This is a genomic window from Microcoleus sp. Pol14D4, from assembly GCF_036701245.1.
GTDB lineage: Bacteria > Cyanobacteriota > Cyanobacteriia > Cyanobacteriales > Microcoleaceae > Microcoleus.
The window spans coordinates 57,872-82,388 of the sequence record NZ_JAUBQM010000001.1 but is presented as its reverse complement, the minus strand read 5'-3'; the positions used below and the strand labels follow the sequence as shown (position 1 = coordinate 82,388).

Here is a 24,517-nt window from a genome sequence, read left to right as displayed (position 1 = left end):
AACTGTAGGCAGCTCCAAATCACGAGCTTAATCAGTCATTCCTAATTCTTTTATCGACAATCCAAAAGGATATTACACCCTATTTCTGCTTTCTCCCTTCTTTCTTCTGCCTTCTCTGGCAATCGCTTTTAACTTGGTATGAAAATCAGTGTGTTTGACAACTGGGAATGATTTTGCCACAGGTTTGTCCGCTAATTTGTGCTCGGCTTCGGCTCGATCTGCGAGGGCGGTAACAGCCACATCTTCATATACTACAAATTCTGTATTTTCTTTTGTGCGATCGTCGGCAGCAGGCAATTTTCCTGTTTCCTCTGCCTCTGTGTTCGGGACTTCTGCATGAAGCCCCACATCAAGTTGCGACTCTGACGGCCCGCGAAAATCTAACTCTGCGGCAGTTACTTCCGATTCCTGGTTCGATAAAAGTATATCTTCCGGTGGCAGTTGAGCAGCACTTTCCCCTGTTAAACTTTGAGGAAAATTATTGCATACCAAGCGTTCAAACTCGCGATTGAAATGATAGAGAGGTTGACCTATCCGATGCCACATACTCAATAGCTGTCCCACAGACACAGCCTTGTAGCGGCCTTGATAAAGGGCTTCAACCACTGCTAAACGCAGCCAATAGCCGGGATACTTGGTCAGCCATTCACCCGCCAATTTCTCGGCTTTTTTGCCACCTAGGTCAAAACCGTAGTGAACCAGCAGAGCCGCTGCTTGTGCAGATATTGCGGTCACTTCTGTCATTTGTTATTGGTTCGCTGTTATTGGTTCGCTGTTATTGGTTCGCTGTTATTGGTTCGCTGTTATTGGTTCGTTGTTATTGGTTCGTTGTTAATTGCTAATTGTTAATTGTTGGTTGCAATAACCAATAACTAATAACCAATAACTAATAATCAATAACTAATAACCAAATTGAATTAATCGGATAAACGCACGCCTCCTTCTACAGTTCGCGCGTCCCCGGAAAAAGGTTCGGGAGTCCCATTCCAGTTGAAGTCGCTAACTCTAAAAGTCAGGCTGCCGACTTGACGCTCAGGATTAAAACGCAAAATGATTGCGTAACTGCGGCGACTGTATTCTAAAGTGTAATTCGTACTGATTGTTTCCCCGCTTTCTAAATTAATAGCACTTTGAAATCCAACTCTAAACCCTCCGTAAACTTGCTGGACAAGCCCAAAAGACAGGACTCTCAAATCTACTAAGCGATCGAATAAAAACGGCGATATACCGTCGCGCCCCACCTGGGTATAAGTCACGTTAAACCCAGTGTAATCTAGGAAAGGGCGGGAGAAATGACCGAACTGCCCTTGAATGCCTACGCTGCCAGCGAGCGAATTTTGTCTGTCGCCGCTGCTGTAATAAGTACCAACTCCCCGGAGTCCCAAGGCCAGTTGCAAGAAAGGAACCACCGGCGTCCGCGTATACCTCAAACCTTGGGTGGGAGTGCGGGGCAGCGGTTCGCCCTCCCACAAGTTGAAGCCGCGGCTCAAGGCGAAGCTGACTTGGGAACGGCCCAGATCGACGCGGTTGTTTTCCCGCACTGGTTCCAGCAATTCTGGTCGATCGGTGTCAGCATTGATAAATTGATACCCAGCTTGGTAGCTGAGATTGATGCCAGTGCCTCCGAGTTGGATGACTGGGGAAGTGAGGACTGCCCCGAGGCTGCTTTGCACGGTTTGATAGCCCAGAGAACCGTTAAACAGCCGATCGCGATAACTGTATTCTGCTGCCAGAGTGTGAGTGCCGATCGACTGCCGCAGGCGCAAATTTCCCCGAAAGCTGTCTTCCGGCAAATTCGGGAAATTCTCAAAACTCAGAAATATTGCCGATCCGTCCAGGCTGGTGCGCGGGCCGAGACTAGCGCGTAACCTCGCTTTCAGCCCGTAGCTGTCGGGAGAAAACGGATTACCGCCGTGCTCTGCCACAACCCGCTGCAGGTAAATTTGGGGCGTCAGGGTCAGCCGCACCGGCCCGTTTTGCAACACCTCAAAACCGCACTCGGCATACAAACCGCCGCGGTCGCCTCCGTCGTAGCCAAAGGTCAAACACGGGCCGTTTTGCTGCCTGCTGTCAAACACTTGCCTGCGGGGATACACGGGTATTTTCACCCGGTTGTCGAACACCAAGCGGGGTTTAGTTGTGACCAATTCCTCTGCGGTGGGCGAAATCCTTCTAATCGTCGCCCTCCGGGCCCTGTATTCAAATTCCGGGGGGGAAAACGGGTCGTTAGTAAGCCGAATGTTGGTTGCTACCCTCGCGCCGTCTGGCAGCAGTTCGATGCGTTCTGCTTCAAAGCGGACGCGGTTGACCGCACCAGTAACTTGGGGGGCTGCTAGCTGTCCGCCGCCGCCGATAGTCACTGTAGCAGCGCCGGGGGATTTGACTCCGCGCAGGGGCTGCTGGCTGGTAATTCGATCGCTCAGCGGCTGTTCGAGAATCGTCCCGGCACTAATATCTGTCGGCAGTGTGGGCGTCAATTCGCTACCTGCTGCGGGCAGGAATATTTCGCCGCGTGCTTGTTCGACTGCGCCGCTGTTGAGGCCGAGATTGAACTCCATCCGCTGGCCGCGCACTACTTGTTGGCCGCGGGTATAGGCGACATTGCCGGATGCTACCACTTGGCGGGTGACTAAGTTGACGATCGCTCGATCGGCATCAATCACAGTTTGCCGGAACCGCACAACGACATTACCAACCGCCGTAACAATTTGCTGCTTGTCGTCGAATTCTTGGCTGTCAGCCTTAACTTCAATAGTATCGGCTGGAGTCACCGGAAAAGGAACCGTCCGCCCAGAAGGGGCGGTGCGGACTCCCGGCGCGGCTGGTTTAGGTTTCGGTGTCGGCGCAGCGGGTGTTCTGGGTGCGGGGGCCGGGCCTGGTGCGGGAATGTCGAACTGCTGTTGCCCGCTGGGTGCTGGTTCCGGGGCGGGTTCTGGAACGGGAATCTCCGCAGGTTCGGGAGAGTTATCTTCTAACTGCCGGCCTTGGGCTTGATACCAACTTTCCTGCTTTCCGACAACATTCTTCTCCTGTTGTTTCTGCGCCTCTGCGGTTCGTTTTCGATTGCGAATGGCAATAGCATTTTCTACCGAACCCAATTGGTAAGCCGTAAACGAGGAATCTTTTGGAGTTTCCGCAGTTTGGGGTTCTACCACAGGAGCCCGACGCTGAAATCCCACCACTGCCTCGCCGCTTTCCACTGCTGCTAGGGGGTCGGCGATTGCTGGAGGCTGGTCGGTGGCTGGGGTAGTGCCGAGGAGTGTGGCTGCGGCTGCTGCTGGGGCTGGTGTGGGTTGTGGCTGAACGGTATCTGGGCTTGGTTCCGGTATTTCTGCGGGGTTGCTGCGGGTGTCTCCATCGCCGGCCGCCACAGTGAGGGCGACTTTCTTTGGCTTTGCGATGTAGATGATGGCAGAGGGTTCTGGCGGCGGTACCGGATAGGGCATAGTTACAACAGGTAAGTCATCCGATTTTAGATTTTAGATTTTAGATTTTATAGGGTGCAAATTATTGAAAATTTTTGCATCTAAAAGGCAACTGTTTAGAGATTAATCTGACATCTAAAATTTGCAGTGGTTTTGGCGCGCCGGAATATGGCTGCTTTGAGAACTTGCTTCCGCCACAAGATAACCTCGCTGCTGGTGCGAGGTCAAGTTTTGTTCGACTAATTTTTGCGAGTTTGCGGGCTAGCTGGGGGGCTGCGGTGACGCGCCCCTACTCTGCGGCCGAGATAACTTGTTTATTCCATGTCTCTGCGGTTGGGGTTCCGGGCTGGGTCATTGGACAAAAATCCAAATATGAACAGGGAAACAAAAAATAAAACAACTACATTAACTACGATTTTGAGGGTTAGCACTGTGGGAGTCTCCAAAGATGGCATAATACTGAGCTGATTTGCTGCTGTTGCAGCAACTTTTTTATCATAAGCTAAAGATTAGTCAATTTTATCTTTGCTTTTGAGGATTTTTGGCAAGTTGATTTTTGCCCAATTCCAGAGTTGCTCGGCGATGTTTTCTAGCCGCAGCATAACTCGATCGAGCCATTCGAGCACTTGTTCTAGGGGGTGCTTAATGTATCCCATCGATTCTGCTTTTGTTTCTAAGTATTCGCCCTCCGGTGGGACGCCTGCGCTGGGATTTTTAGGTTCAGCAGCAGCGCGGTTTGCGGGGGTTGCGGGGGTGTATCTGCTAGTTTGCGCGGTGATTGCTGCTGGGGATTGGTGGTTTTGTGCGGTGTTCGGGTTTGTGTTTTTTGGCACTTGGGTTTCCGGCGCGCGCCCTGGGGTTGATTCTGCTGCGAGTGCAGAGCTATTTTTTTGAGTAACTGCTAAATCAGATAAATCAGATGCTGTTTGGGGTTGACTTGTTGGGCTTTTTGCCAGCAAGCTCTGTTTTAGCTGCCCGAGCAGGCGGTGAAGTGCTTCGGGGTAAGGGGATATTGAGACTGCGGTCGATCGACCTTCGGGCAATTCTCCTACTTCTGCAATTTCCTGCTTGACTTTTTGGCTAGCTTGTGCTATGACGCTTTGAGCTTTTGCCTCTGGTTCGGAACTGCCGTCGATTAAATGTTGCGGTGCTGCTTCCCCGAATAAGTCTTGCCAGTTCAGCCACGGTCGATCGACCTCTGGGCTATTTTGTGTGTTTTCTAGTTCTTGTCGCTGTTTCAAATAATACTGAATTGCGACTGATTTCTCCGTATTATCACTTGCTGCCGTTTCTTTGCCCAAAAGGTGGTCTACTGACGACCAAATCATTTGTTCTATGTTGCGAGCGTATTTTTCGAGGATGTCGCGGGCTGACAATTCTACATTGGCGTCTGTGCCGGATGTATTAAGTTTGACTCCGGGGGCTTCTGTGGGTGCGGCGGTTGTTTTTGCCGATGGCGGCAGGGTTAATTCCTCAATGTTGACGGCGGCGCGATCGAGTAATGTAACAAAGGAGAGAGGAGTAGGGGGTCGATCGAACTTGCTGTTAAAATTAGTTTCTAGTTTTGGGGTATTGCGGTCGATCGAATTCGATGCCGCAATTGACTGCTGTGCGGTTTTTGCTTCGATCTGCGCGCGGGCTGTTTGGACTAGGATTGAATTGCGGTCGATCGATTTTTTAACTGCGAGGATTGATTCTCCAAACTGATTTCTTTTCAAAGCAACCGGGCTGGTCTGAAGCCATGCCATCAATTCCCAAAAACGACGCACCGGCGGCAACTGCGCTTTTTTGGCTGCCGACTCCAAACCGAGATTGAATTTTAATTCTTTTTGGGTAATTTCCCGCCGTTCGGGCCCGCAGTTGGCTACTTCCCAAGTTATGCGACCTTCGAGCAGTTCCTGCTGTTCGGGTGTCAAAATATCTAATATCTGATTTTCTTTTCCGACCAATACTAAAGTGCGGGCCGGGATAAAACTGGCAATTCCCTCAACTTTCGGTTGCGGTTTTAATTCAGTTTTAGCAAGCGGGTGTTCTAAGACGGAAGTGGTTTGATGCTTGGCGATTTGTCCGCTAAAATTGATTGCCGGAGGTAAATCGCTAGCAACATTTCCCTGGTTAATTAACAGCGGGAAGCTGGCTACAGTTTTCGCAGTTTGCGACGAGTTTAGTAAATTTTCGGCTAGGTGTAAAATTTCGGCGATCGAACTTTCCTCGGAAGTTTCCCCCTGATACCAATTTGGCGGCAAATCGGGATTTTCGTCCCCGCCAAATTCTTGCAGTTCCGGTAAATCTACTTTTTGACTTGATTCCCGCAACTGTCGGCCCAGCATTCGGGAACTTTGCACCAGCAAATAAGCTGGATAAAGCAGAATTTGGGTAGCGGTGAGAGTTGCTTCTTTAATTTGACGCCAAGTTCGATCGCAATTGTCAGCGACTTGACGGGACTGTTTCGATATAAAATTTAATAGTCGGCTTTGGTAGGGGCCGTAGTAACCGTTGGACATAAGTTTTATTCTTGAATTCAGATTTTTGATTCGCGCTGGAATAGCTGAATATTGCTGTAAAATCAAAGCGAGATCTTAATCGCAGCTTCAAACCCTCTGAAACCTTTATTTCTTCGCGTCCTTTGCGTCGGGGCGGTTCAATCCAATTTTTGATTAATACACAATTCCTATTTTAGCGAAATATGAGCGCTTCTGTGTCACCTGCTAGCAACAATATTTCTGCCACTGTCGAGAAGTTGCGCCGCCTCAGCCAAGTGGAGGTTCAGTCTGGTTGGAGGTACTGCGATTCTGACTCGGCTGTCTCTTCGGTAAATATTTGTAACAGCCCTGTTGCTGAACTTAACAGCAAAGGACATATTGCTTGGCCGTCTGGGAAGCAAGTTTTGTATTTAGGCCAGCAATTTGTAATTCCTGACAATTTGTACGGCTATCCTGTGGTTGGTTTGCGGTTGCTGCTGAGTTTGACTTGGTGGGCAGAAGATGCTCAAATTTTTGTCAACGGCGAGTTAGTCGGACAGGGAGATTTATTTGATTTTGCCGATCGAGTTTTGTTGAGTTCGTCGGCCAATCCCGGAGATGAATTTTTAGTGATTTTGCGGTTGGTAAGTCCGGGTCACGATAACGGTGCTTTAGTGCGATCGATTTGTTTGTACGAAGCTGCTGACTCTTGTTGTTTCGATCCGGGTTTTGTGGCTGCCGAATTAGAGATTTTGCAAAATTCGCTAACTCAAAATTTAGAAAATTTAAATTCCCAATACCTCTCCATCGAAACAATAGCAAATCGCCCCATGTTTGTCAAGGGGGAAATGCTGAAATCTGAGATTGATTTGGCGATGAGTTTGATTGATTGGTCGGCGGTGGGCGATCGCGTAAAGTTCGATCGATCGCTGTCTGTTTTGCGGCACAATTTACTGGGATATCTGCGGGCTTTTTCGGGGGATTTAGATGAAAGAACCGCAGAGGGCGCAGAGGTCGCAGAGAGAGGAAGAAGGAAAAAGGTTTTTGAGGTTGGAGAGAATAGCAATTCTACATCTATATATATAGGAGAAAGCGGCGGGCTGACATCTATGTATACAGGTAAAATCTATTTGGTGGGTCACGCTCATTTAGACTTAGCTTGGCTGTGGCCTGTCCCGGAAACTTGGGAAGCGGCAAAGCGAACTTTTGAGTCGGTATTGAAATTGCAATCGGAGTTTCCCGATTTGATTTTCTGTCATTCTACTCCCGCGCTTTATGCTTGGATGGAAAAACATCGGCCGGACTTATTTGCTGCGATTAAAAAACAGGTGGCGGCCGGTTGTTGGGAAGTTGTCGGCGGGATGTGGGTAGAACCGGATTTAAACTTGATTTCGGCTGAATCAATGGTGCGGCAAGTTTTTTACGGACAGCGTTATGCAAAAGAAAAATTTGGGGAATTGATGCGGGTGGCTTGGCTACCGGATACTTTCGGTTTTGGGTGGCAATTACCTCAGATTTTGCGGCAAGGTGGAGTTGATTATTTTGTGACGCAAAAGTTGCGGTGGAACGATACAACGGAATTTCCCTACGGTGCGTTTTGGTGGGAAGGGTTGGACGGTACTAAAATATTTAGCATGATGTCTCCTCCAATTGGTGAAGGCATAGAATCTGTAAAAATGGCAAGTTATGCTTTTGACTGGCAAGTTAAAACGGGTTTGCAAGATGCTCTGTGGTTGCCTGGGGTTGGCGACCACGGCGGTGGCCCGACTCGTGATATGTTGGAGGTGGCGAAACGCTGGAAAATGTCGCCTTTTTTCCCGAAGTTGGAGTTTGCGAAAGCGGTTGATTATTTGTCTTTGATTGAGAGTCAGTTTTTGCCTGAAGTTACGGAAAGTTCGCAGGAAATCGATGTTGCAAAACTGGATAATCAGGAGATTTTGCGGGCGCGAGAATTGTCAAACTTGTCGGCAATTTCCGCAGCTAAGTCCGAAAGCGATGTTTCAGAATCGGACAATCAGGAAAATTTGCTCGTTGTCGAAACCGTCGGGAATTTGCGGGCGCGAGAATTGTCAAACTTATCGCCAATTTCGGATGCAAATCATTCCATCTCAGAACTCAAAACTCTTCCCATTTGGAAAGACGAACTTTATTTAGAATTCCACCGGGGTTGCTACACGACTCGCGCCGACCAAAAACGCCAAAACCGCCGCTGCGAAGAATTGCTCTACCAAGCAGAGTTGCTGTCTTCGCTGGCAACAATTGGTACTGGTGCGGTTTATCCGAAATCCGAGTTAGAATCTGCTTGGAAACAGATTTTGTTTAACCAGTTTCACGATATTTTGCCCGGTTCTGCGATCGCCCAAGTTTATGCGGATGCTAATATAGCCTTTACCGAGGTCGATCGCACTTGTGGCGAAATCCTCCTAAAATCTTTGGATGCCATCTCGGCTCAAATTTCTCTGCCGAATCCTCCGCAGCCCGACGCTCAACCGATTTTGATTTTCAATACTCTCAATTGGTCGCGCTCTGAGGTTGTCGCTGTACCGCTTCCCGATGCTGCTGATTCAGCTTGGCAAATTTACGACTTGTCCCGACGGCGACTGGCTTCGCAGATTGTCAGGGGCGATCGACTCGAATCGGAATCTAAACTATTATTCTGGGCAAATAATCTCCCTGCCGTTGGCTACCAGGTGTTTTGGCTGTGTCGCCAAGACGCTCAAACTGTGGATAATGCGTCCGCGAGTCCAGAAACTGAAAAAAAGACAGAGTTATCAAAACTTACATACGGTATAGCACAAAAAAACACAGCCAGTCAAGAAACGCCTTTTGCCGCCGCACAAATGGTTTTAGAAAATGAATTTATTCGGGCAACAATAGACGGACAAACCGGGGATTTATCCAGCATTTGGGATAAAGTAAATAACCGAGAAGTCCTGAATGCAGCAGGCGGCAATCAACTGCAAGCATTTCAAGACAGCGGTCAATATTGGGATGCTTGGAACATTGACCCAAATTATGAAAAACATCAACTACCAGCGCCGATACTGAAAGATATTTCCTGGATAGCACAGGGAGAAATACGGCAGAGTTTGCGCGTAGTCCGACAAATTGGCAAATCGGAGTTTTGCCAAGATTATATAGTAGAAATAGGTTCGCCGCTGCTGAAAATCAAGACAGTGGCTGATTGGCAAGAAAAGCACGTTTTAGTAAAAGCAGCCTTTGGGTTAAATGTAGAAGCAGATTTTGCAACTTGCGAAATTCCCGGCGGTGCGATCGCACGCACAACCAAGCCGCAAACACCCGCCGAAAAAGCCAAATGGGAAGTGCCGATTTTGCGCTGGACTGATATCAGCAATGACGGTTTTGGAGTGAGTTTGCTCAACGATTGCAAATACGGTTGCGACCTTCAACCGAATCGCATTCGGCTGACTTTGCTTCGCGCCTCGACTTGGCCGGATGAACAAGCAGATGTAGCAGTTTCCAAATTTACTTGTGCAGTTTATCCCCACAGCGGAAATTGGCAGGAGGCAGGTACGGTTCGACAGGGGTACGAATTGAATTTACCACTGCTAGTAAAGGTGTTACCCAAGTTAGAGGAAAATAGCCACAAGACTCTGCCCGCAGTTGGCAAGTTTTTGGATTTGTCCGCCGAAAATTTAGTGCTGATGGCTTTCAAACAATCGGAAGACGATTCTAATGTCTGGATTTTGCGGTGTTGCGAGTGTCATGGTGAAGAGGCGAAGTTGGAATTCAAGAGCGATTTTGGTTTGGCGATTAGCCAGCCTGTCGATTTATTAGAACAACCCATAAATTTGCCTCAGAAGTCAGACGATGGGAGAAGTTTCAGAATATCACCGTGGAAAATAGCGAGTTTTGCAGTCAATTTATCCTAAATAGTCGTGGACGCATCAACTAATTATGTAAGGTAGGCAGCGTGCACCCTACCACTACCAATTGAGAATAGTACCCCATCGCAAATTTATCCAACCTTTTGAGACTTTGCGAACTTAGTGCGAACAAAATTTGCCAATCGGCGCCAATTAGCCCTCACAACTTTCTTCTGATCTATAATATGCAAAATCGCGAACGCTAAAAATGTGTACGCCAGCCAAAAATGCAAACTCCTTGCCAGATCAACTATTGCGGAATTGTGGGGAAACATATCCGGCAAAACAATTCCGAAAAATTTGACATTGTTACTTTTGTAAGAGTTAGAAAGCAAGAAACCAGCAACCGGAACTAGCAACATAAAAACGTACAAACTTGCGTGCAGAGCAAAATTTTTGTACCATTCCTTTGTAAACTTTGGCAGGCGTTTCGTATATTTTTTCCACCATACCCGCAGCAGAGTTACAATCCGCCAAGTCAGTAAAGCCATTGTCAGCACTCCTACGGATTTGTGAAAATCGTAAAGGGGGCCTCGAATAAACAATTCTCCTGGCAATCGAGCCATAGAAATACCGCCAATAAACAGCACTAAATAGCAACCTGACATTACCCAGTGTAAGGACATCAGTTGTTTGAACGCAGAATTAAGTCTGGGTTTCGCAGCGGGTTGGGTACTCACTCTTCCTTACCTCCTTAGCGTTTGCTGGACAAGATTAAGTATAAACTATCGGACTAAAGCCCGTAGCACATTGTGCATTATAAGATTTACTTAACTTACTTATTACAAATATTTATTAAGTCTAATTCACTAGACCTCTTGCCAAAAAAATATATGTTATAATTAAAGTCTTTAAATTTAATCGCCTAGAGCTAACTCATAATTGTAAATTGCTGACAACAAATTATAATGCAAACCATAACGGCGACGACGATTCCGATAACGACTCGACTAAATGAGAGAAAATTTTGAGAGTCCGATTAACGTGTTCAATTACCTATTCTTTTCAGGGCTAGAGTTAGATTATAGTTTTTTGCTAAGAGAGCAGGCTGCCCATTTTTAGGTTTATTTCTGGGAATATAACTATTCTGCCGCTCGTCCTTTATGCCTTGATAGCAACTATCTTGTAAGGTATCTGTTTCGGGATGAAAATGATTTTTTATTTTTTAAACAACCTGAAATCGTGGCAACGCCCTGTCCAAAAGCAGTGCAAATAATCTCTTTTGTTTCTAGATAGATTAATAATTTAACTTTTTATAGTCTGCTACTTTTTATTGAGTGAATAACATTTTATCTGTTTATTTTTGGGTTGTTCAATAGCTGTTTTCGTGACATCTATCACCGCGATTTTTGGATAATCATAATTTTTGAGTAATGCTTTTTTCCCCGGAATCCGGAACTTTCTTGTTTTCATTAAAGTTGATTCGATGTTAGTTACAAGCGGGCAAATAGTTGATTCAGACGCTCCCCAACTTGTCCCAATATGAAAATATGTTCGATATTCTTGCTAATATTCCAAGGGGACTAAGACTTGTTCTTGAGTTAGAATAGTGCGGCGTCCTCTTCTGTATTTATAATTTTCTAACCTGAAGTTATCTAAGGCATTAACCATTGCTTTTAAGGTGGGTATTTTGACACCAAATCTACGTTTAAATTCATGAGGTTTCAAATTTAGATAAAATTGATTTTTTATAAGTTAGTTATTGTGTAACTAAAAACAGGACTTTTTAGCATTTTATCTTGTTTATAGCAAAAATTTGTGAAAATTAAGTTAGGAGCTGGAATTTTATCGAGTAAAGCAAAAATTCTTATCTTATCATTAAATTATTTTAAGGTCTATTGTAAGAGGATTATAGGGTTATGATTATAGCCTTTTAGTACAGCCAAAAATAAGCTATGGCTAAAGTAACGAAAGTCAGTGGCAGCCCGAACCGCAAATGTTCTTTAAAAGTCAGCCGATCGCCTGATTTTCCTGCAACCTCAGCTACAATCAAATTAGCCACGGAACCCAACAAAGTTAAATTCCCCGCCAGAGTAGAACCCGCCGCCAACAACAGCCAAGCTTGTGTATCTGTTTTGACAATCACCGATTGCAGAACTAACACCGCGGGTACATTAGAAATTAAGTTAGAAAGAATAACCGTTACTCCTAACAAACTCAGCGGTGTATTAGTCAAATTAGTTAAATTGTCCAACAAACCCAGTTGTTGAGTGGCTTTAGTCACCACAAACAATCCCCCAAACATTACTAGCAAATTCCAATCGACGCCCTGCAAGAGGCGATCGGACTTGACGCGCCTAGTAATTAACAATATACTGGCAGCTATCCAGGCAGATTCTGCTAAAGGTGCTCCCGCCAAAAAAGCTACTAAAAGTCCTGCTGTCACCCACAAACTTTTTGCTAGTAAAGGCTTGAACAATCGATACCTGACTTGAGTAACCTCCGGCAAAGATTTGCAAGAACGCACTTCTGGATAAAGGAACCACAGCCAAGCTACTTGAACCAACAAACAAATTAAAGCTACTGGTGTCAGAGACCGAGCAAATTCCAAATAACTAATTCCCGAAAAAGAACCGACGAGAATATTTTGCGGATTCCCACTCACCGTCGCCACCGAACCTAAATTAGTACCTCCGGCTAAAGCCAAAAGATAAGGGATAGGATTGAGAGACAAAGAGCGAGTCAGACTCAGTGTTAAAGGAGCCAGCAAAATAGCAGTAGTGTCGTTAAGAAAAAATGCCGATAGAATGCCGCTGCCAAAAGTAACGGCTACTATAAGGCCGAAAGGAGAACGAGTAAAGCGAGTTAAAAACTCCAAAGCGAGTTGAAAAAACCCCGATGCTCCCAAAGCGGAATTAACGATCATCATTCCGAGCAAAAAAACGATCGTATTGGGGTCGATAGCCTCCCAAGCAGTTTTCAGGTCGAGTATCCCCAAAGCCACCGCAAAAGCTGACCCGATAATTGCAACCGCCGCCCGGTTCACCCGCAGCCCCGGCAAATATCCCAAACCGAATCCCAAGTAGGTCAGTCCCAATACTAGGTATTTGAGTGTTATCATATATACTTAAAATTATTGATTGCCGATTTTTTTATTGTCTAGGATGCTAAAAGTACAGACTGGGTAATTGCAGCTAAACCTGCTGGCATTGCAACTAGCGGGAAATATTGCCGAGAGACGGTCTACCCACTACAAACAAAGTGGTTGCATGGGAAAGCGAAAACCAGCACACTGGACAAGTTGTAATTTTGTTACAACTTGTAACTTTTTTCAAACAACAGGTTTAATTTAGTTTCACAAGAAAGTTAAATTCCAGAAAGTAAAATTAATTACAGTCGAGTTAAGCCAAAAGTGTTTGCTAAAAAATTTAATTCAAGCAACCCAGAAACCAACAATTCTCACTTGACCCGCACTGACGGCGAGCTCGCAGCAGCAAAACAGTCGTGCAGCAAACAAGTCGAACAGGATTGGTATAAAACTCTCTACGACAATTTTCCGGGCATTTACTTTGTTCTAGACGCTTTGGGAAGAGTTTTTTCTCTCAATCAATTCGGCGAGGCGAGACTAGCCTACAAATCGCAGGAATTAATTTGTCATTCAATTTTTAACATATTTTCCTGCCAATATCAAGGAAAAATGCAAAGTGAATTTGCCGGATTGGCACAGCAGGAAAACGGTAAGCAAACTCCAAAAGTTGCCTGTTGGGAAGGCTGCTTGACTTGCAAAGACGGCAGGATTATCTGGGTAAAAGCAACCGCGCGGGCAATGCCTGCGGTAGATTGGAAAATAGAGGAAAACACTAATGGTCGCTCGCTTGCCAATTTCCAACGGCCGGCTGTACTGTTAGTTTGCGAAGAAATTAAGGCTGCTTCGCAGTCACCCACGTCGCCCAACCAGAGAGGAAATTGGCGCAGTCCAACTTTAGCGATCGCAAAATTAGCCAAAAGTCAACTTAAAGAACGCCACAATATAGAAGAATTCATCCGTGAAGTAACAGAAACCGCTGTCAGTATTGTCAACTGCGATCGAGCCAGTATTTGGCTGTATGGCGAAGACAAGACGCAGCTTCACTGCATCGACCTTTACGAAAAAAATACTAAACTCCATTCCGTACAAATCATTATCACAGCAGCCGACTGTCCGGGATATTTTCAAGCTTTAAAATCTGCAAGTGCGATCGCTACTGTGGCAGCAGAAAATGACCCCAGAACGCGAGAACTTGTCGGTCTTTATTTACTCGATCAGGGCACGACTTCCCTGTTAAACGTACCGATTGTGCTAGCAGGTCAAAGGTTGGGAATAGTCAGCGCCGAACGCCAGGGTTCCGACGGTGATTGGACAGAAGAAGAACACGAATTTACCCAAATATTAGCAGATTTTGTATCCTCAAGTTTGTCAGCTAGCGAAAAGTTAAAATTACAAGCAATCCGGCACGAACAGCAGCAAAACTTGCTGACCCAATACTACGATCAACTAGAAGAAAGAGTAGAAAGACGCACTGCTGAACTCAAAAAAGCTAACCAAAAACTGCAAAAAGAAATAATTAAAAGAAAACAAGCAGAAGCCGAACTCCGCCTGCAGCAACAAGAACAGCAAATTATTTTTGATTCCGTGCCGGCGATGATTTGGCTCAAAGATACCGAAAGTCGCCTGCTGCGAATTAATCAAGCCGCCGCTGCATCGAGAGGTTTGCCCCCAGCTCAATTAGAAGGTAAATCTTTTTATGAAATCTATCCAGACGAAGCAGAGCAATATTATTTAGAAGATTTGGAAGTAATCAATTCTGGCGTTCCCAAGCAGGGCCAAGTCGAACTGCTACCAACAGTTTCTGGTCAAAAATGCTGGGTGCGGACAGATAAAATACCTTACCGCGATGAAACAGGTAAAGTCGCTGGTGTAATCGTGTTTGCAGTAGATATTACTGACTTAATTAAAGTCGAAAAAGAACTGCGAGAATATCGCGATCGCCTCGCAGAAAAAGTCGAAAAACGTACTGCTATGTACAGGCAAGCTATGACCGCTTTGTACTCTGCCAATACGCAACTGCAACAGCTAATTAACAACAGCTATTCGAGCGAAAATCGCAGCAGCTACTCAGCAGCGCGTTTGCTCGAATGCGAAGCTTATTTTGAAGCAGTGGCCGTGGCTGACCGCGACACAATTTTGAGCGTCAGCAGTAATTTTGCCCAACTTTTCGGTTACGAACCTGCGGAAATGGTGGGAATGAGCTTGCTGGAATTACTGTCGCCGAAATCATACAAACAGGCGCCGCAAATGATTTCTGCTGCCAGCAATACAGTCTGTGAAACTATTTTTCTTAAGCGAGATGGAACTGCTTTTCCTGCTGACGTTCGCAGCAAATTCGTATTTTGGGAAGGTCGTTTAGTACAGGTGAAAGCAGTCCGAGACCTCACAGAGCGGAAATTGACCGCAGCAGAATTAGAGCGTTCGCGGTCTTTGCTGCACGCTACCTTAGAAGCAACGGCAGACGGCATTCTCGCCGTTACTACCGCCGGAGAAATGATTAGTTATAACGAAAAGTTAGTTCAAATGTGGGGAATTTATGAAGAAGTGAGAAACTCAATGGATAGAACGGTGCGACTGGCATTTCTCACTAAGCAAGTTAAAGATCCGAGAGCTTTTTTGCAGAGAGTTAAAGAATTTTATAGTGATACGGAGTCGGAAGGTTGCGATATTCTAGAATTTAAAGACGGTCGCACTTTTGAGCGCTACACGCAGCCGATTCGAGTCGGACAAAATATTATTGGCAGGGTGTGGCGCTTCCGCGATATTACATCTCGCGAAAAGGTGACGGCAATGTTGGGAGATTCTCAAAGGCGCTTTCGGGCAATTTTTGATTCTTCTTTCCAATTTGTGAGCTTATTGAAACCGGACGGCACTCTGCTGGAAGCTAACCAAACTTCTCTGGATTTTGCGGGAATTAAGCTGCGGGATGTGGCCAATAAACCGTTTTGGCTATTGCCTTGGTGGGGAGATTCTGAGGAAGTTCAGGAACAATTGCAAGAGGCGATTTCTCGATCGGCAAGAGGTGAATTTGTCCGCTATGAAGTGGAAGTTCAAGGTGTAAATCGGACGGCAACTGTTGATTTTTCTCTCAAACCGGTGGCGGATGAAACGGGCAAAATAGTATTGTTGCTGCCGGAAGGTCGGGACATTACTAAAAGTAAGCAAGCCCAAGTCGCGCTGCGGCAACAAATAGAACGGGAACGCCTGATCGGGCAGATTCAATCGCGAATCCGTTCTTCTCTGGATCTCCAAGATATTCTCAACACTACAGTAGCGGAAGTTCGGGAGTTTTTGGCAACCGATCGCGTGCTGGTTTTCCGCTTTCGACCCGACTGGAACGGAGATGTGGTGGTGGAGTCGGTTGGAGAAGGATGGATTCCACTGAAGGGGATGGGAATTGACGATTGCTGTTTTGCCAATACTTACATCGGACAGTATTTAAAGGGCCGCATTCGCGCCATAGAGGATATTCATGCTTCTAATTTGAGCGAGTGTCACCTTAAATTTTTGGAGACTTGTCAGGTGAAGGCAAATTTGGTGGTGCCGATTGTCCAGCAGGGAATTGAACCGAGGGAAGGTAACGGTTCTTGTCAAGTGCCGAAGTTGTGGGGTTTGCTGATTGCCCACCACTGTTCGGCACCCCGCCAGTGGCAGCAGTTTGATGTGGATTTGCTGAGTCAGTTGGGTACTCAAGTTGCGATCGCGATCGAACAATCTTTACTTTACCAGCAGCTAGCGGCGGCCAACCAGCGGCTGGACGGGTTGGCGAATTTGGACAGTTTAACTCAACTAGCTAACCGCCGCCGTTTTGATGAGGTGATCAACCGAGAATGGGAGCAGTCTAGCTCTTCGGAACCGCTATCTTTGATTATGTGCGACATTGACTGTTTTAAACTTTACAACGACAATTACGGCCACCAAGCCGGGGATGCTTGTTTGCAGCAAGTAGCGCGGGTGATCGGAGATGCTTGCACGAACGCACCCGCACAACGCCTTTATTTGGCTGCTAGATACGGCGGCGAGGAATTTGGGGTAATTTTGCCAAATACGGATATGGTGGCTGCACAGGCTGTTGCTGAGGGAATCCGCAGCCGCGTCAAAGCCTTAGCAATTCCCCACATCAAGTCTGTTGTCAGCGATTGCGTGACACTCAGCATGGGGGTGGCGACGATTTTTGAAGGTCAAAACTCGCCGAAAATGCTGATTGAAGCTGCGGATAAGGCGCTTTATAGAGCTAAGTCTGGCGGGCGCGATCGAGTGGCTATTAGTGATTAGTCAGTAGTCAGGTTATTTGAGATTTGAGATTTGAGATTTGAGATTTGGGAATGACTGATGAAGCTGGTCGTTTGGAGCTTGTCTACAGTTGCATTGTTTTTTTAAACTGGCACCACAAAAAAAGCGATCGCCCTAACTGGCATAAAGTTAGTGCGATCGCGGTACTATGAATCAGCTATTTATCTATCAGACTCGGCGCGGAATATTTACGCATTTCCACCAAGATTGTTACAAGACTTCACATAAAGAGGGGAAGAGTGAGAGATGCGGAAATTTTTCCTTCTAATAACCAATAACTGATAACAGTCAACAGTCAACAGTCAACTGACAAAAGTTTTTGAAACACCTCATACATATCCTCAGCCAACTTTTTAGGATTCCACAAAGGTGCGAGATGTTCTGGCTGCTTAGATTTTATTAAATGCTCTTTCACCGCATTTCGGAAACCAGCATCGCTGCCAAACTTAACTCCCCACTGCGTGTATTCTTCCCAACTCCACGCCGCACCAACATCAAGATTTGCACTTTTCAGAAAAGCGTAACCCATGCGCGAAAGATATTGGTCGCCAGAACGAGTTACCACTGGCAAATTCGCCCACAAAGCCTCTAAATTGTGAGTCCCGCCGTTGTAAGGATAGGAATCTAAAAGCACGTCGGCTACATAATAAATAGCGCGGTGTTCTTCTTCACTTCTGGTTTGCCCTATAAACTTAATTCGACCAAAATCTACTCCCTGAATTTCGCATTCTTCGCGGTAAGTGCTGTGAATAATATCGGGGTCGCCTTGACCTTTGCGGATTAACACACTATTGGGTACTTCCTTAAGAATTGTAACTTGAGCTCGTACCATTTCGGGATTGGTTTTTCGCCCTGGCGCCACGCACAGATAAGTCATTTGATCCAAGCCAATTCCGAGAGCGTTTCTAATCGCCTCGCGATTGACAGGAATGCTTTGCAGTGCGCCAATTGCTACCGAACCAACAGGCAATCTTACTAACTGTTCTAAGTAATTTTTTTCCACACCAGGGGGATGAGTGTGTTCGTCGCAGAGAAAGTAGTGATTATCTGAAATGTAGGGCGCGTCAAATCCTAGCCAAGAAACGCAAATCCCCGCAGGATATTGATACAGCACTTCGACATTTGTTGGGACTGTCATCGAGTCTAAGTCTATCAAAACATCCAAGTTGTCTTGCGCTACTTCCGCGAAAATTTCACCGCCATCAGCAAAGCCGTTTGGATATTTTTTAGGCCAGTAAAACTTGCCCGCCATGTCTTCAAACCGCTGCGTAACTTCATCTCGGTTGAGTTTCCCGGTGACGTAAAGGTGAACGTGGGGGGTGATGTGGCTTAATTCGCGAATTAAAGCTTCACTGCACCAGCCTACTGAGTGGCGGCGGAAGTGTTTGGAAAGAAAGCCGATTTTTAAAGGACGCTGTTCTTTTGTTTGGTAATTGGCTAGGTTGCTTCTGTTAACTTGCTGGCGCTTGGGGACGGCTTTTTGGTAGTATTCTTTGGCAATGAGTCTGTAGAAACTGGCATTTTTTTCGCGGTTGTCTCGCAGGTGAGAAACTGCAAACAAGAAGATTTCGTAGAGCAGTTTTAGTTCGATTACGCTAAAGCTTTCGACCTTTTCGTAGCAGAGTTTTTCGATTTCTTCGAGTTTCTGAATTGCCTGTTTGCTTACACCTGATTGCAAGTAGGAAAAGACATAGGCTGTAGCTGACATTATTGGGGCATTTTCGCCGCAGTTTTCGCAGTATTTGTCGGCTATGCTACGGGCTCCGGCGAGGTTGGTGGAATGACTTAGCAAGTCGCACAATTGTTGGTAGGCTTCGCTAAATTTGGGGTTGCATTGGATCGCTTTTTCAAAATTGGCGATCGCCTCCAACGGCTTATCTTGTTTTTGAATGTGCCCCATCCGGCAGTAAACCTCTGCCCAATTCGGTTTTAATGCCAAAGCTTGCTGATAGCTGGCTACAGCTTCTTCGAGGCGCCCCTGCATGGAATAACAACTGCCGAGGTTAGCGTGAACTTCCGGCCAGTCGGGCTTGATTTGCAGAGTATTGCGGTAATTAGTAATTGCTTCGTCGTACTTGTTTTGCTGCAAAAAAGAATTGGCTATATTGAAGTGCAAAACTTCTAATTGCGGCTTTAAAGCTACAGCTTTCTGATAATAAGCGATGGCGGCGTCGAGATTGCCTTGTTGCGATCGCGCGCTGCCGATGTTACCGTAAGCTTCGGCCCAATCTGGTTTAATGGCGATCGCTTTTTCGTAGCTTTCGATGGCTTCCTCGCGCTTTCCTTGGCTGAAAAGTCGATTACCTAAGTTAAAGTGGAAGTCTGCACCGACTAGCTGCGGGTTGAGTTCGGATGTTCTTTTAAAACAGGCGATCGCTGCTTCGATGTTGCCGTGTTTCTGATATACTTTCCCTAAATTCCAGTGAGCTCCCGCTAAATTTGGACTGAGGGCAATCGCTTGCTGGTAATGGGCGATCGCTTCTTCCAAACGCCCCATTTTGAAATACATACTGCCGATATTGGCGCGCACTTCTGCAAAATTTGGCTGCAATTCTAGGGCTTGAGAATACGATCTAATCGCAGCTTCATTTTTGCCTTCTGCTTGCAAAGCATTGCCTAAAGTGACGTAAGCGTGGATGAAATCTGGTCGGATTTTTATCGCTTGCTGGCACGCTGCGATCGCCTCTTTAATTTTACCTTGAACTAAAAACTGTTCTGCCAGTTTTTTGTAGGGTTCTACTTCTTGAAAATTGGCAACTTGTCCGCTATCTGGAACATTTAGCGAGGTAACTTGTTCGGAAACTTCGGCGGGGTTGGTAAACGGAGTATTTAAAGTTTCAGTGGTGGGAGCTGGCGGCAAATTGATGCTCGAAGGCTGCAAGCCGTAGCCTTCATCTTTGTTGACAGATACTGGTTGCTGTTCGCCTGATTCTGTTTCTAGTTCGATAAAGTTGCTGTCAGTAGTTGGCCGCTCTTTTTGTGCGATTAAACTCGATAGTTTCTCAGCAGCGCTGGCATCTCCCGGTTGCTGTTGCAACACTTTTTCATAGCAAGTAATTGCTGCATCTAACTTTCCTTGCTCCTGAAAAACGCTGCCCAGCATCATATTGACCGAACACAATTGAGGATTAATTACCAGAGCTTTCTGGTAATAATTGGCAGCCTGTTCCAATTGCCCTAACTTGTAATACATACTGCCGATATTCGCGCTGGCTTCAGCAAATTCCGGCTGAAGTTCTAAAGCTTGCAAGTAAGCTTCAATTGCCATTTCCAGCTTGCCTTGACTCTGCAAAGCATTGCCTATTGTTAAGTAAGCAGGAGCAAAATTGGGTTGAAATTTAAGAGCGAGATTGCAAGAGGCGATCGCCTTTTCAAATTCTCCTTGCAAAACATAAACTTCCGCCAACTTTTTATGAACTTCTGCATCTTTTGGATTAAACTCTAAAGCTTTCTGATAGTTCTCGATTGCGCCACCGAGATCGCCTCGATCTTTCAGCCAATTTCCCTTTTGAAAATAATCTCTCACTGCCTCTAAACCTACTAAAGAATTCCGGCTCATTTGCTCTGCCACTCTTACAGTTTTTACACTAATAATATTCAACCATTTTAACCACTATCGGGATCGCACAGACCAAGTAGACCCTCGATTTATATATTCTACCTGCTGTCTCAGGTGATTTTCAGCAGTTGCGCCACCCGCACCCGTGTCCTCATTTAAAACTCCAACTACGGCCTCTAAAAACCGCCTTGTATATCCCTCCCAATCTGGTTAGCCCGCCCGCTTCCAATTAGTTATCGATGCAAAATTTTCCACCCCTGACAGGGAAACTAGACGGGCAAATCCAGCAGTTGTTTCCGGCATAGCTGCCAATTCACTCGTCACAATCCGGCAACCGCTGGCCATTGGCTCCATCACGGCAATAGATGAGGTTTCTAAATAGGTATTCAGGTAAGCTAAAACGGCAACTGCGTTCAGTTGCCGGACGAGTTCGGGGGGGGGTACGGAACCGATGTACTCGACGCCTTCTGTTGCCTGACACGGGCGGTAAAGTTGACCTACAAAAAGCTTGTTATCATTGTCGTCTATTTGGTTTACTTTTATGCTTGAAACTACTTTTAATCTGGTTCCGGGGACAGCTTGACGAATTTCGGGAAAGACTTTTAACAAAATATCGAGTCCCCGAAATGGAGTGCTGGTGCAAGCTAGAATGGGCGGTCGATATTTATGAGTGAGGATATAAAGATTATCTGCGAAAATGTTAGCAAAACAAGATGCGATCGCATTTCTTCAAACACAACAGCGATTGGAGTCAATCCCAAAGGGTCGATGAAATTGCTCGCGCTGCCAGTCGCTGACAAATACAAAAGCATCGCAAGCATTGATTTCTCGCTGATTATGGAACTATTGGAGAAATACAAAGCCCGGTTCGTTATGAATCCACAAAATTAACTTAATGTGATGCCCCAAAAGCGGCTTAACTTTCAGCGCTTTGCCGACTATATTGACTATAACTAAAAAATCGAGCGATCGCAGCAATTCTAAATTAGATTTGTCCTCCACCCTGCGCCTCCAATCAACGCCGCGCCATATCCCCGACTCGGAAGTATTGTTGAGTAAAAATACCTCGTTTCCCTGTGCAGCTAAGGCCTCAGCTAAGTAACAAATAGCCGACTGAGTGCCACCCAAAGGTTCGGGGTAAGGAGTTTCAATATTGTAATCCCAAGTGTAGGTATCGAGAAATCCAATTTTCATTGTGGCAATTATCCGCCGATTTGTGAACTATATTTTTTTTGTTTAACCGCAGAGGACGCAGAGGGCGCAGAGAAAAAAGAGAGAAGTTCCCACTTGAAATAATTTGCGAGTTCCCTCTCTTCTTCTTCTTCCTCTCTGCGTTCTCTGCGCTCTCTGCGGTTAAAGAAATCCATAATAAATGGTATAATCTTAAAACTATTGAGGAGTACCGAACATGACCACAGAACAAGATCCCGTAAAATTGATGAAACAGCAAGTCGGCTTTGCTGCCGCCGATCGCGTAAAATCTGGTATGATTGTCGGACTCGGCACGGGGTCAACTACAGCTTATACTATTCAAGCATTGGGCGATCGCATAAAATCCGGTCAACTCAAAGATATCAAGGGAGTACCGACATCTTTTCAATCAGAAGTGTTAGCCAAACAGTACGGAGTCCCGCTGACAACACTAGATGAAATCGACAGAATTGATGTTGCTATTGACGGCGCTGATGAAGTAGATCCTCACCTCAACTTAATTAAAGGTGGTGGTGCGGCCCACACCCGCGAAAAAGTAGTCGATTACCTCGCAACTCAGTTTATTGTAGTAGTGGACAGTTCCAAAATCGTAGATAAATTGGGTTCGACTTTTCGCGTGCCCATCGAAGTTATACCGATGGCATTAACACCAGTGATGCGCGCCATTGAAAAATTGGGTGGCAAACCAGAACTCCGCATGGGTGTGAAAAAAGCAGGCCCCGTAATTACCGATCAAGGTAATATGGTAATCGATGTCCAATTTGATAACATTGCCAACCCCGGAGAAATGGAAAAAAGCTTGAATAACATTCCCGGTGTGTTAGAAAATGGTTTGTTTGTAGACTGTACAGATTTGGTTTTAGTCGGCGAAATCCAAGACGGAAAACCAGTAGTACGGGAGATTTCTAAATAGTCAAAACTGCCCCCTGGTGGTCAATAACTCTTTGTGGAACAGGCATCTTGCCTGTTCAGGATGCTGCTGCAATAACTCTTTGTACAACAGGCATCTTGCCTGTTCAGGAGGGTGCTGCAATATGGCAGTTACAACCGGCAAAAACACCAAAAACAAGGTTTCTTACCCTATAGCAACCGCCAAGACTATTAAGAAGTTCTTAATCAGTGAAACCCTTGCGATTGTTACATCTTCCGGCTTTCTGACATCCGTTACATCCGTTACAGAATCCGTTGCCGAACTTCCTTCTTCCTGACATCCGTTACAGAATCCGTTGCCGAACTTCCTTCTGCTATAGCTTTGACTTAGATTATGATGATGCAATATCGCAGATTCGGTCGCACAGAATTATCCATGCCCGTCTTTTCCTGCGGTGGCATGAGATATCAGTACAAATGGCAAGACGTGCCAGCAAATGAAATTCCACCAGACAATCAAAAAAATCTAGAAGCAACGATTAGCTACTCGGTTGAATGCGGCATCAATCATATAGAAACTGCTCGCGGTTACGGCACTTCCGAGATGCAACTGGGGCGAATTTTGCCGAACTTTCCCCGCGAAAAGTTGATAGTGCAAACGAAAGTTAGCCCCAAACCAAACTCCCAAGAGTTTCGCGAAGAATTTGATAAATCCTTAGCTTATTTGCAACTAGAATACGTCGATTTACTGTCACTACACGGCATTAATACCTGGGAATTGCTAGAGGAGTCAATGCGTCCGGGCGGCTGCATGGATGTGGCGAAAAAGTTGCAAACAGAAGGCAAAGTTCGGTTTATTGGTTTTTCAACCCACGGCCCGACGGATGTGATTGTCAAAACAATAGAAACTAATCAATTTGATTATCTTAACTTGCACTGGTACTACATCAATCAAATTAATTGGCCGGCTATTGAAGCTGCTAAACGTCACGATATGGGCGTTTTTATTATCAGTCCTTCCGATAAAGGCGGTCAACTTTACAGCCCGCCGCAAAAATTGGTAGATTTGTGCTATCCGTTGAGTCCGATGGTGTTTAACGATTTGTTTTGTTTGTCGCATCCGCAAGTACACACTTTGAGTTTGGGCGCAGCCAAACCTGAAGATTTTAACGAACATCTGAAAGCTGTAAAATTGTTAGATAGAGCCGATGAAATTTTGCCTCCGATATTAGAAAAATTAGAAAAAGCAGCAATTGATAAATTAGGAGAAGATTGGTTTAAAACTTGGCACGTAGGTTTACCAACTATCGAAAATACTCCCGGAGGCATTAATATTTATGTGATTCTGTGGCTGTGGAATTTGGCGCAGGCTTACGATACGATCGACTATTGCAAGATGCGCTACAACCTTTTAGGTAATGGGGGCCACTGGTTCCCCGGCAAAAAAGCCGATCGCCTCGATGAATTAGACTTGCGCCGCCCTCTCGCCCACAGTCCCCACGCTGCTAAAATTCCCGGTATTCTTCAAGCAGCCGATCGGCTTTTTGGAGGTCAAGCCATCCAGCGCTTGTCCCAAGAATAATCTAAAAAAAACCCGGTTTCGAGACAGAAACCGGATTAGTGAACCGGAGCACGTGAGTTAGTTACGCGCACACAATTAGCCTATACTTGAGAAACTCTCACAACCATCGCCCATCCGTCTCATCCATTCGGGCGATACAACTTTTTTTCTCAACTCACTCCCATTTTGCTTTAATCTGAGATAAAACAGTTAATAATTC

At 45.8% G+C, this 24,517-nt stretch carries 14 protein-coding genes and 1 pseudogene; 5 read left to right on the top strand and 10 right to left on the bottom strand.

Annotation, left to right across the window (positions count from 1 at the left end; translation table 11 throughout):
* Positions 1-72: 72 nt before the first annotated feature.
* The 4 genes from QUA33_RS00345 to QUA33_RS00330 all read right to left on the bottom strand — a co-directional run bounded on the left by QUA33_RS00345 (position 73) and on the right by QUA33_RS00330 (position 5,929).
* Complete coding sequence (locus tag QUA33_RS00345) at positions 73-744, bottom strand: hypothetical protein (protein WP_333145562.1); 672 nt, start codon at positions 742-744, stop codon at positions 73-75.
* Positions 745-917: 173 nt separating this feature from the next.
* Complete coding sequence (locus tag QUA33_RS00340; protein ID WP_333145560.1) at positions 918-3,446, bottom strand: DUF3769 domain-containing protein; 2,529 nt, start codon at positions 3,444-3,446, stop codon at positions 918-920.
* A 293-nt stretch (positions 3,447-3,739) separates the two neighbouring features.
* Complete coding sequence (locus tag QUA33_RS00335) at positions 3,740-3,856, bottom strand: photosystem II reaction center protein I (RefSeq protein ID WP_039887172.1); 117 nt, start codon at positions 3,854-3,856, stop codon at positions 3,740-3,742.
* 78 nt (positions 3,857-3,934) lie between these two features.
* Positions 3,935-5,929 carry a hypothetical protein gene (locus QUA33_RS00330; RefSeq protein ID WP_333145558.1) on the bottom strand — a complete coding sequence of 665 codons (1,995 nt, stop codon included), beginning with the start codon at positions 5,927-5,929 and terminating at the stop codon, positions 3,935-3,937.
* A gap of 182 nt (positions 5,930-6,111) precedes the next feature.
* Here QUA33_RS00330 and QUA33_RS00325 point away from each other — a divergent pair, with 182 nt between their 5' ends.
* Positions 6,112-9,780 carry an alpha-mannosidase gene (locus tag QUA33_RS00325; protein WP_333145555.1) on the top strand — a complete coding sequence of 1,223 codons (3,669 nt, stop codon included), beginning with the start codon at positions 6,112-6,114 and terminating at the stop codon, positions 9,778-9,780.
* 86 nt (positions 9,781-9,866) lie between these two features.
* Here the strand turns inward: QUA33_RS00325 and QUA33_RS00320 are convergent, their stop codons facing one another.
* The 3 genes and pseudogenes from QUA33_RS00320 to QUA33_RS00310 all read right to left on the bottom strand — a co-directional run bounded on the left by QUA33_RS00320 (position 9,867) and on the right by QUA33_RS00310 (position 12,835).
* On the bottom strand, positions 9,867-10,454 hold the full coding sequence (locus QUA33_RS00320; protein WP_333145553.1) for a cytochrome b: 588 nt from the start codon (positions 10,452-10,454) through the stop codon (positions 9,867-9,869).
* 177 nt (positions 10,455-10,631) lie between these two features.
* Positions 10,632-11,466, bottom strand: a pseudogene (locus QUA33_RS00315) (transposase family protein).
* 181 nt (positions 11,467-11,647) lie between these two features.
* On the bottom strand, positions 11,648-12,835 hold the full coding sequence (locus QUA33_RS00310; protein WP_333145551.1) for an anion transporter: 1,188 nt from the start codon (positions 12,833-12,835) through the stop codon (positions 11,648-11,650).
* A gap of 291 nt (positions 12,836-13,126) precedes the next feature.
* On the opposite strand from QUA33_RS00310, the gene QUA33_RS00305 reads away from it, so the two are divergent.
* Positions 13,127-17,077 carry a PAS domain S-box protein gene (locus tag QUA33_RS00305; RefSeq protein WP_333145548.1) on the top strand — a complete coding sequence of 1,317 codons (3,951 nt, stop codon included), beginning with the start codon at positions 13,127-13,129 and terminating at the stop codon, positions 17,075-17,077.
* 313 nt (positions 17,078-17,390) lie between these two features.
* Here the strand turns inward: QUA33_RS00305 and QUA33_RS00300 are convergent, their stop codons facing one another.
* The 3 genes from QUA33_RS00300 to QUA33_RS00290 all read right to left on the bottom strand — a co-directional run bounded on the left by QUA33_RS00300 (position 17,391) and on the right by QUA33_RS00290 (position 21,848).
* Positions 17,391-20,654, bottom strand: a complete 3,264-nt coding sequence (locus QUA33_RS00300) for a tetratricopeptide repeat protein (RefSeq protein ID WP_333145546.1) — start codon at positions 20,652-20,654, stop codon at positions 17,391-17,393.
* A gap of 210 nt (positions 20,655-20,864) precedes the next feature.
* Positions 20,865-21,305, bottom strand: a complete 441-nt coding sequence (locus QUA33_RS00295) for a glycosyltransferase (protein WP_333145804.1) — start codon at positions 21,303-21,305, stop codon at positions 20,865-20,867.
* A 192-nt stretch (positions 21,306-21,497) separates the two neighbouring features.
* Positions 21,498-21,848 carry a hypothetical protein gene (locus QUA33_RS00290; RefSeq protein ID WP_333145543.1) on the bottom strand — a complete coding sequence of 117 codons (351 nt, stop codon included), beginning with the start codon at positions 21,846-21,848 and terminating at the stop codon, positions 21,498-21,500.
* Positions 21,849-22,062: 214 nt separating this feature from the next.
* Here QUA33_RS00290 and rpiA point away from each other — a divergent pair, with 214 nt between their 5' ends.
* The 3 genes from rpiA (at position 22,063) to QUA33_RS00275 (ending at position 24,318) form a co-directional block, all read left to right on the top strand.
* Positions 22,063-22,779, top strand: coding sequence for a ribose-5-phosphate isomerase RpiA (gene rpiA, locus QUA33_RS00285; RefSeq protein WP_333145540.1), 717 nt, complete (start codon positions 22,063-22,065; stop codon positions 22,777-22,779).
* A gap of 121 nt (positions 22,780-22,900) precedes the next feature.
* Positions 22,901-23,074, top strand: a complete 174-nt coding sequence (locus QUA33_RS00280; protein ID WP_333145537.1) for a hypothetical protein — start codon at positions 22,901-22,903, stop codon at positions 23,072-23,074.
* A gap of 59 nt (positions 23,075-23,133) precedes the next feature.
* Entirely contained in the window at positions 23,134-24,318 is a 1,185-nt protein-coding gene (locus QUA33_RS00275; protein ID WP_445243207.1) for an aldo/keto reductase, read from the top strand.
* The last annotated feature ends 199 nt before the right edge of the window (positions 24,319-24,517 follow it).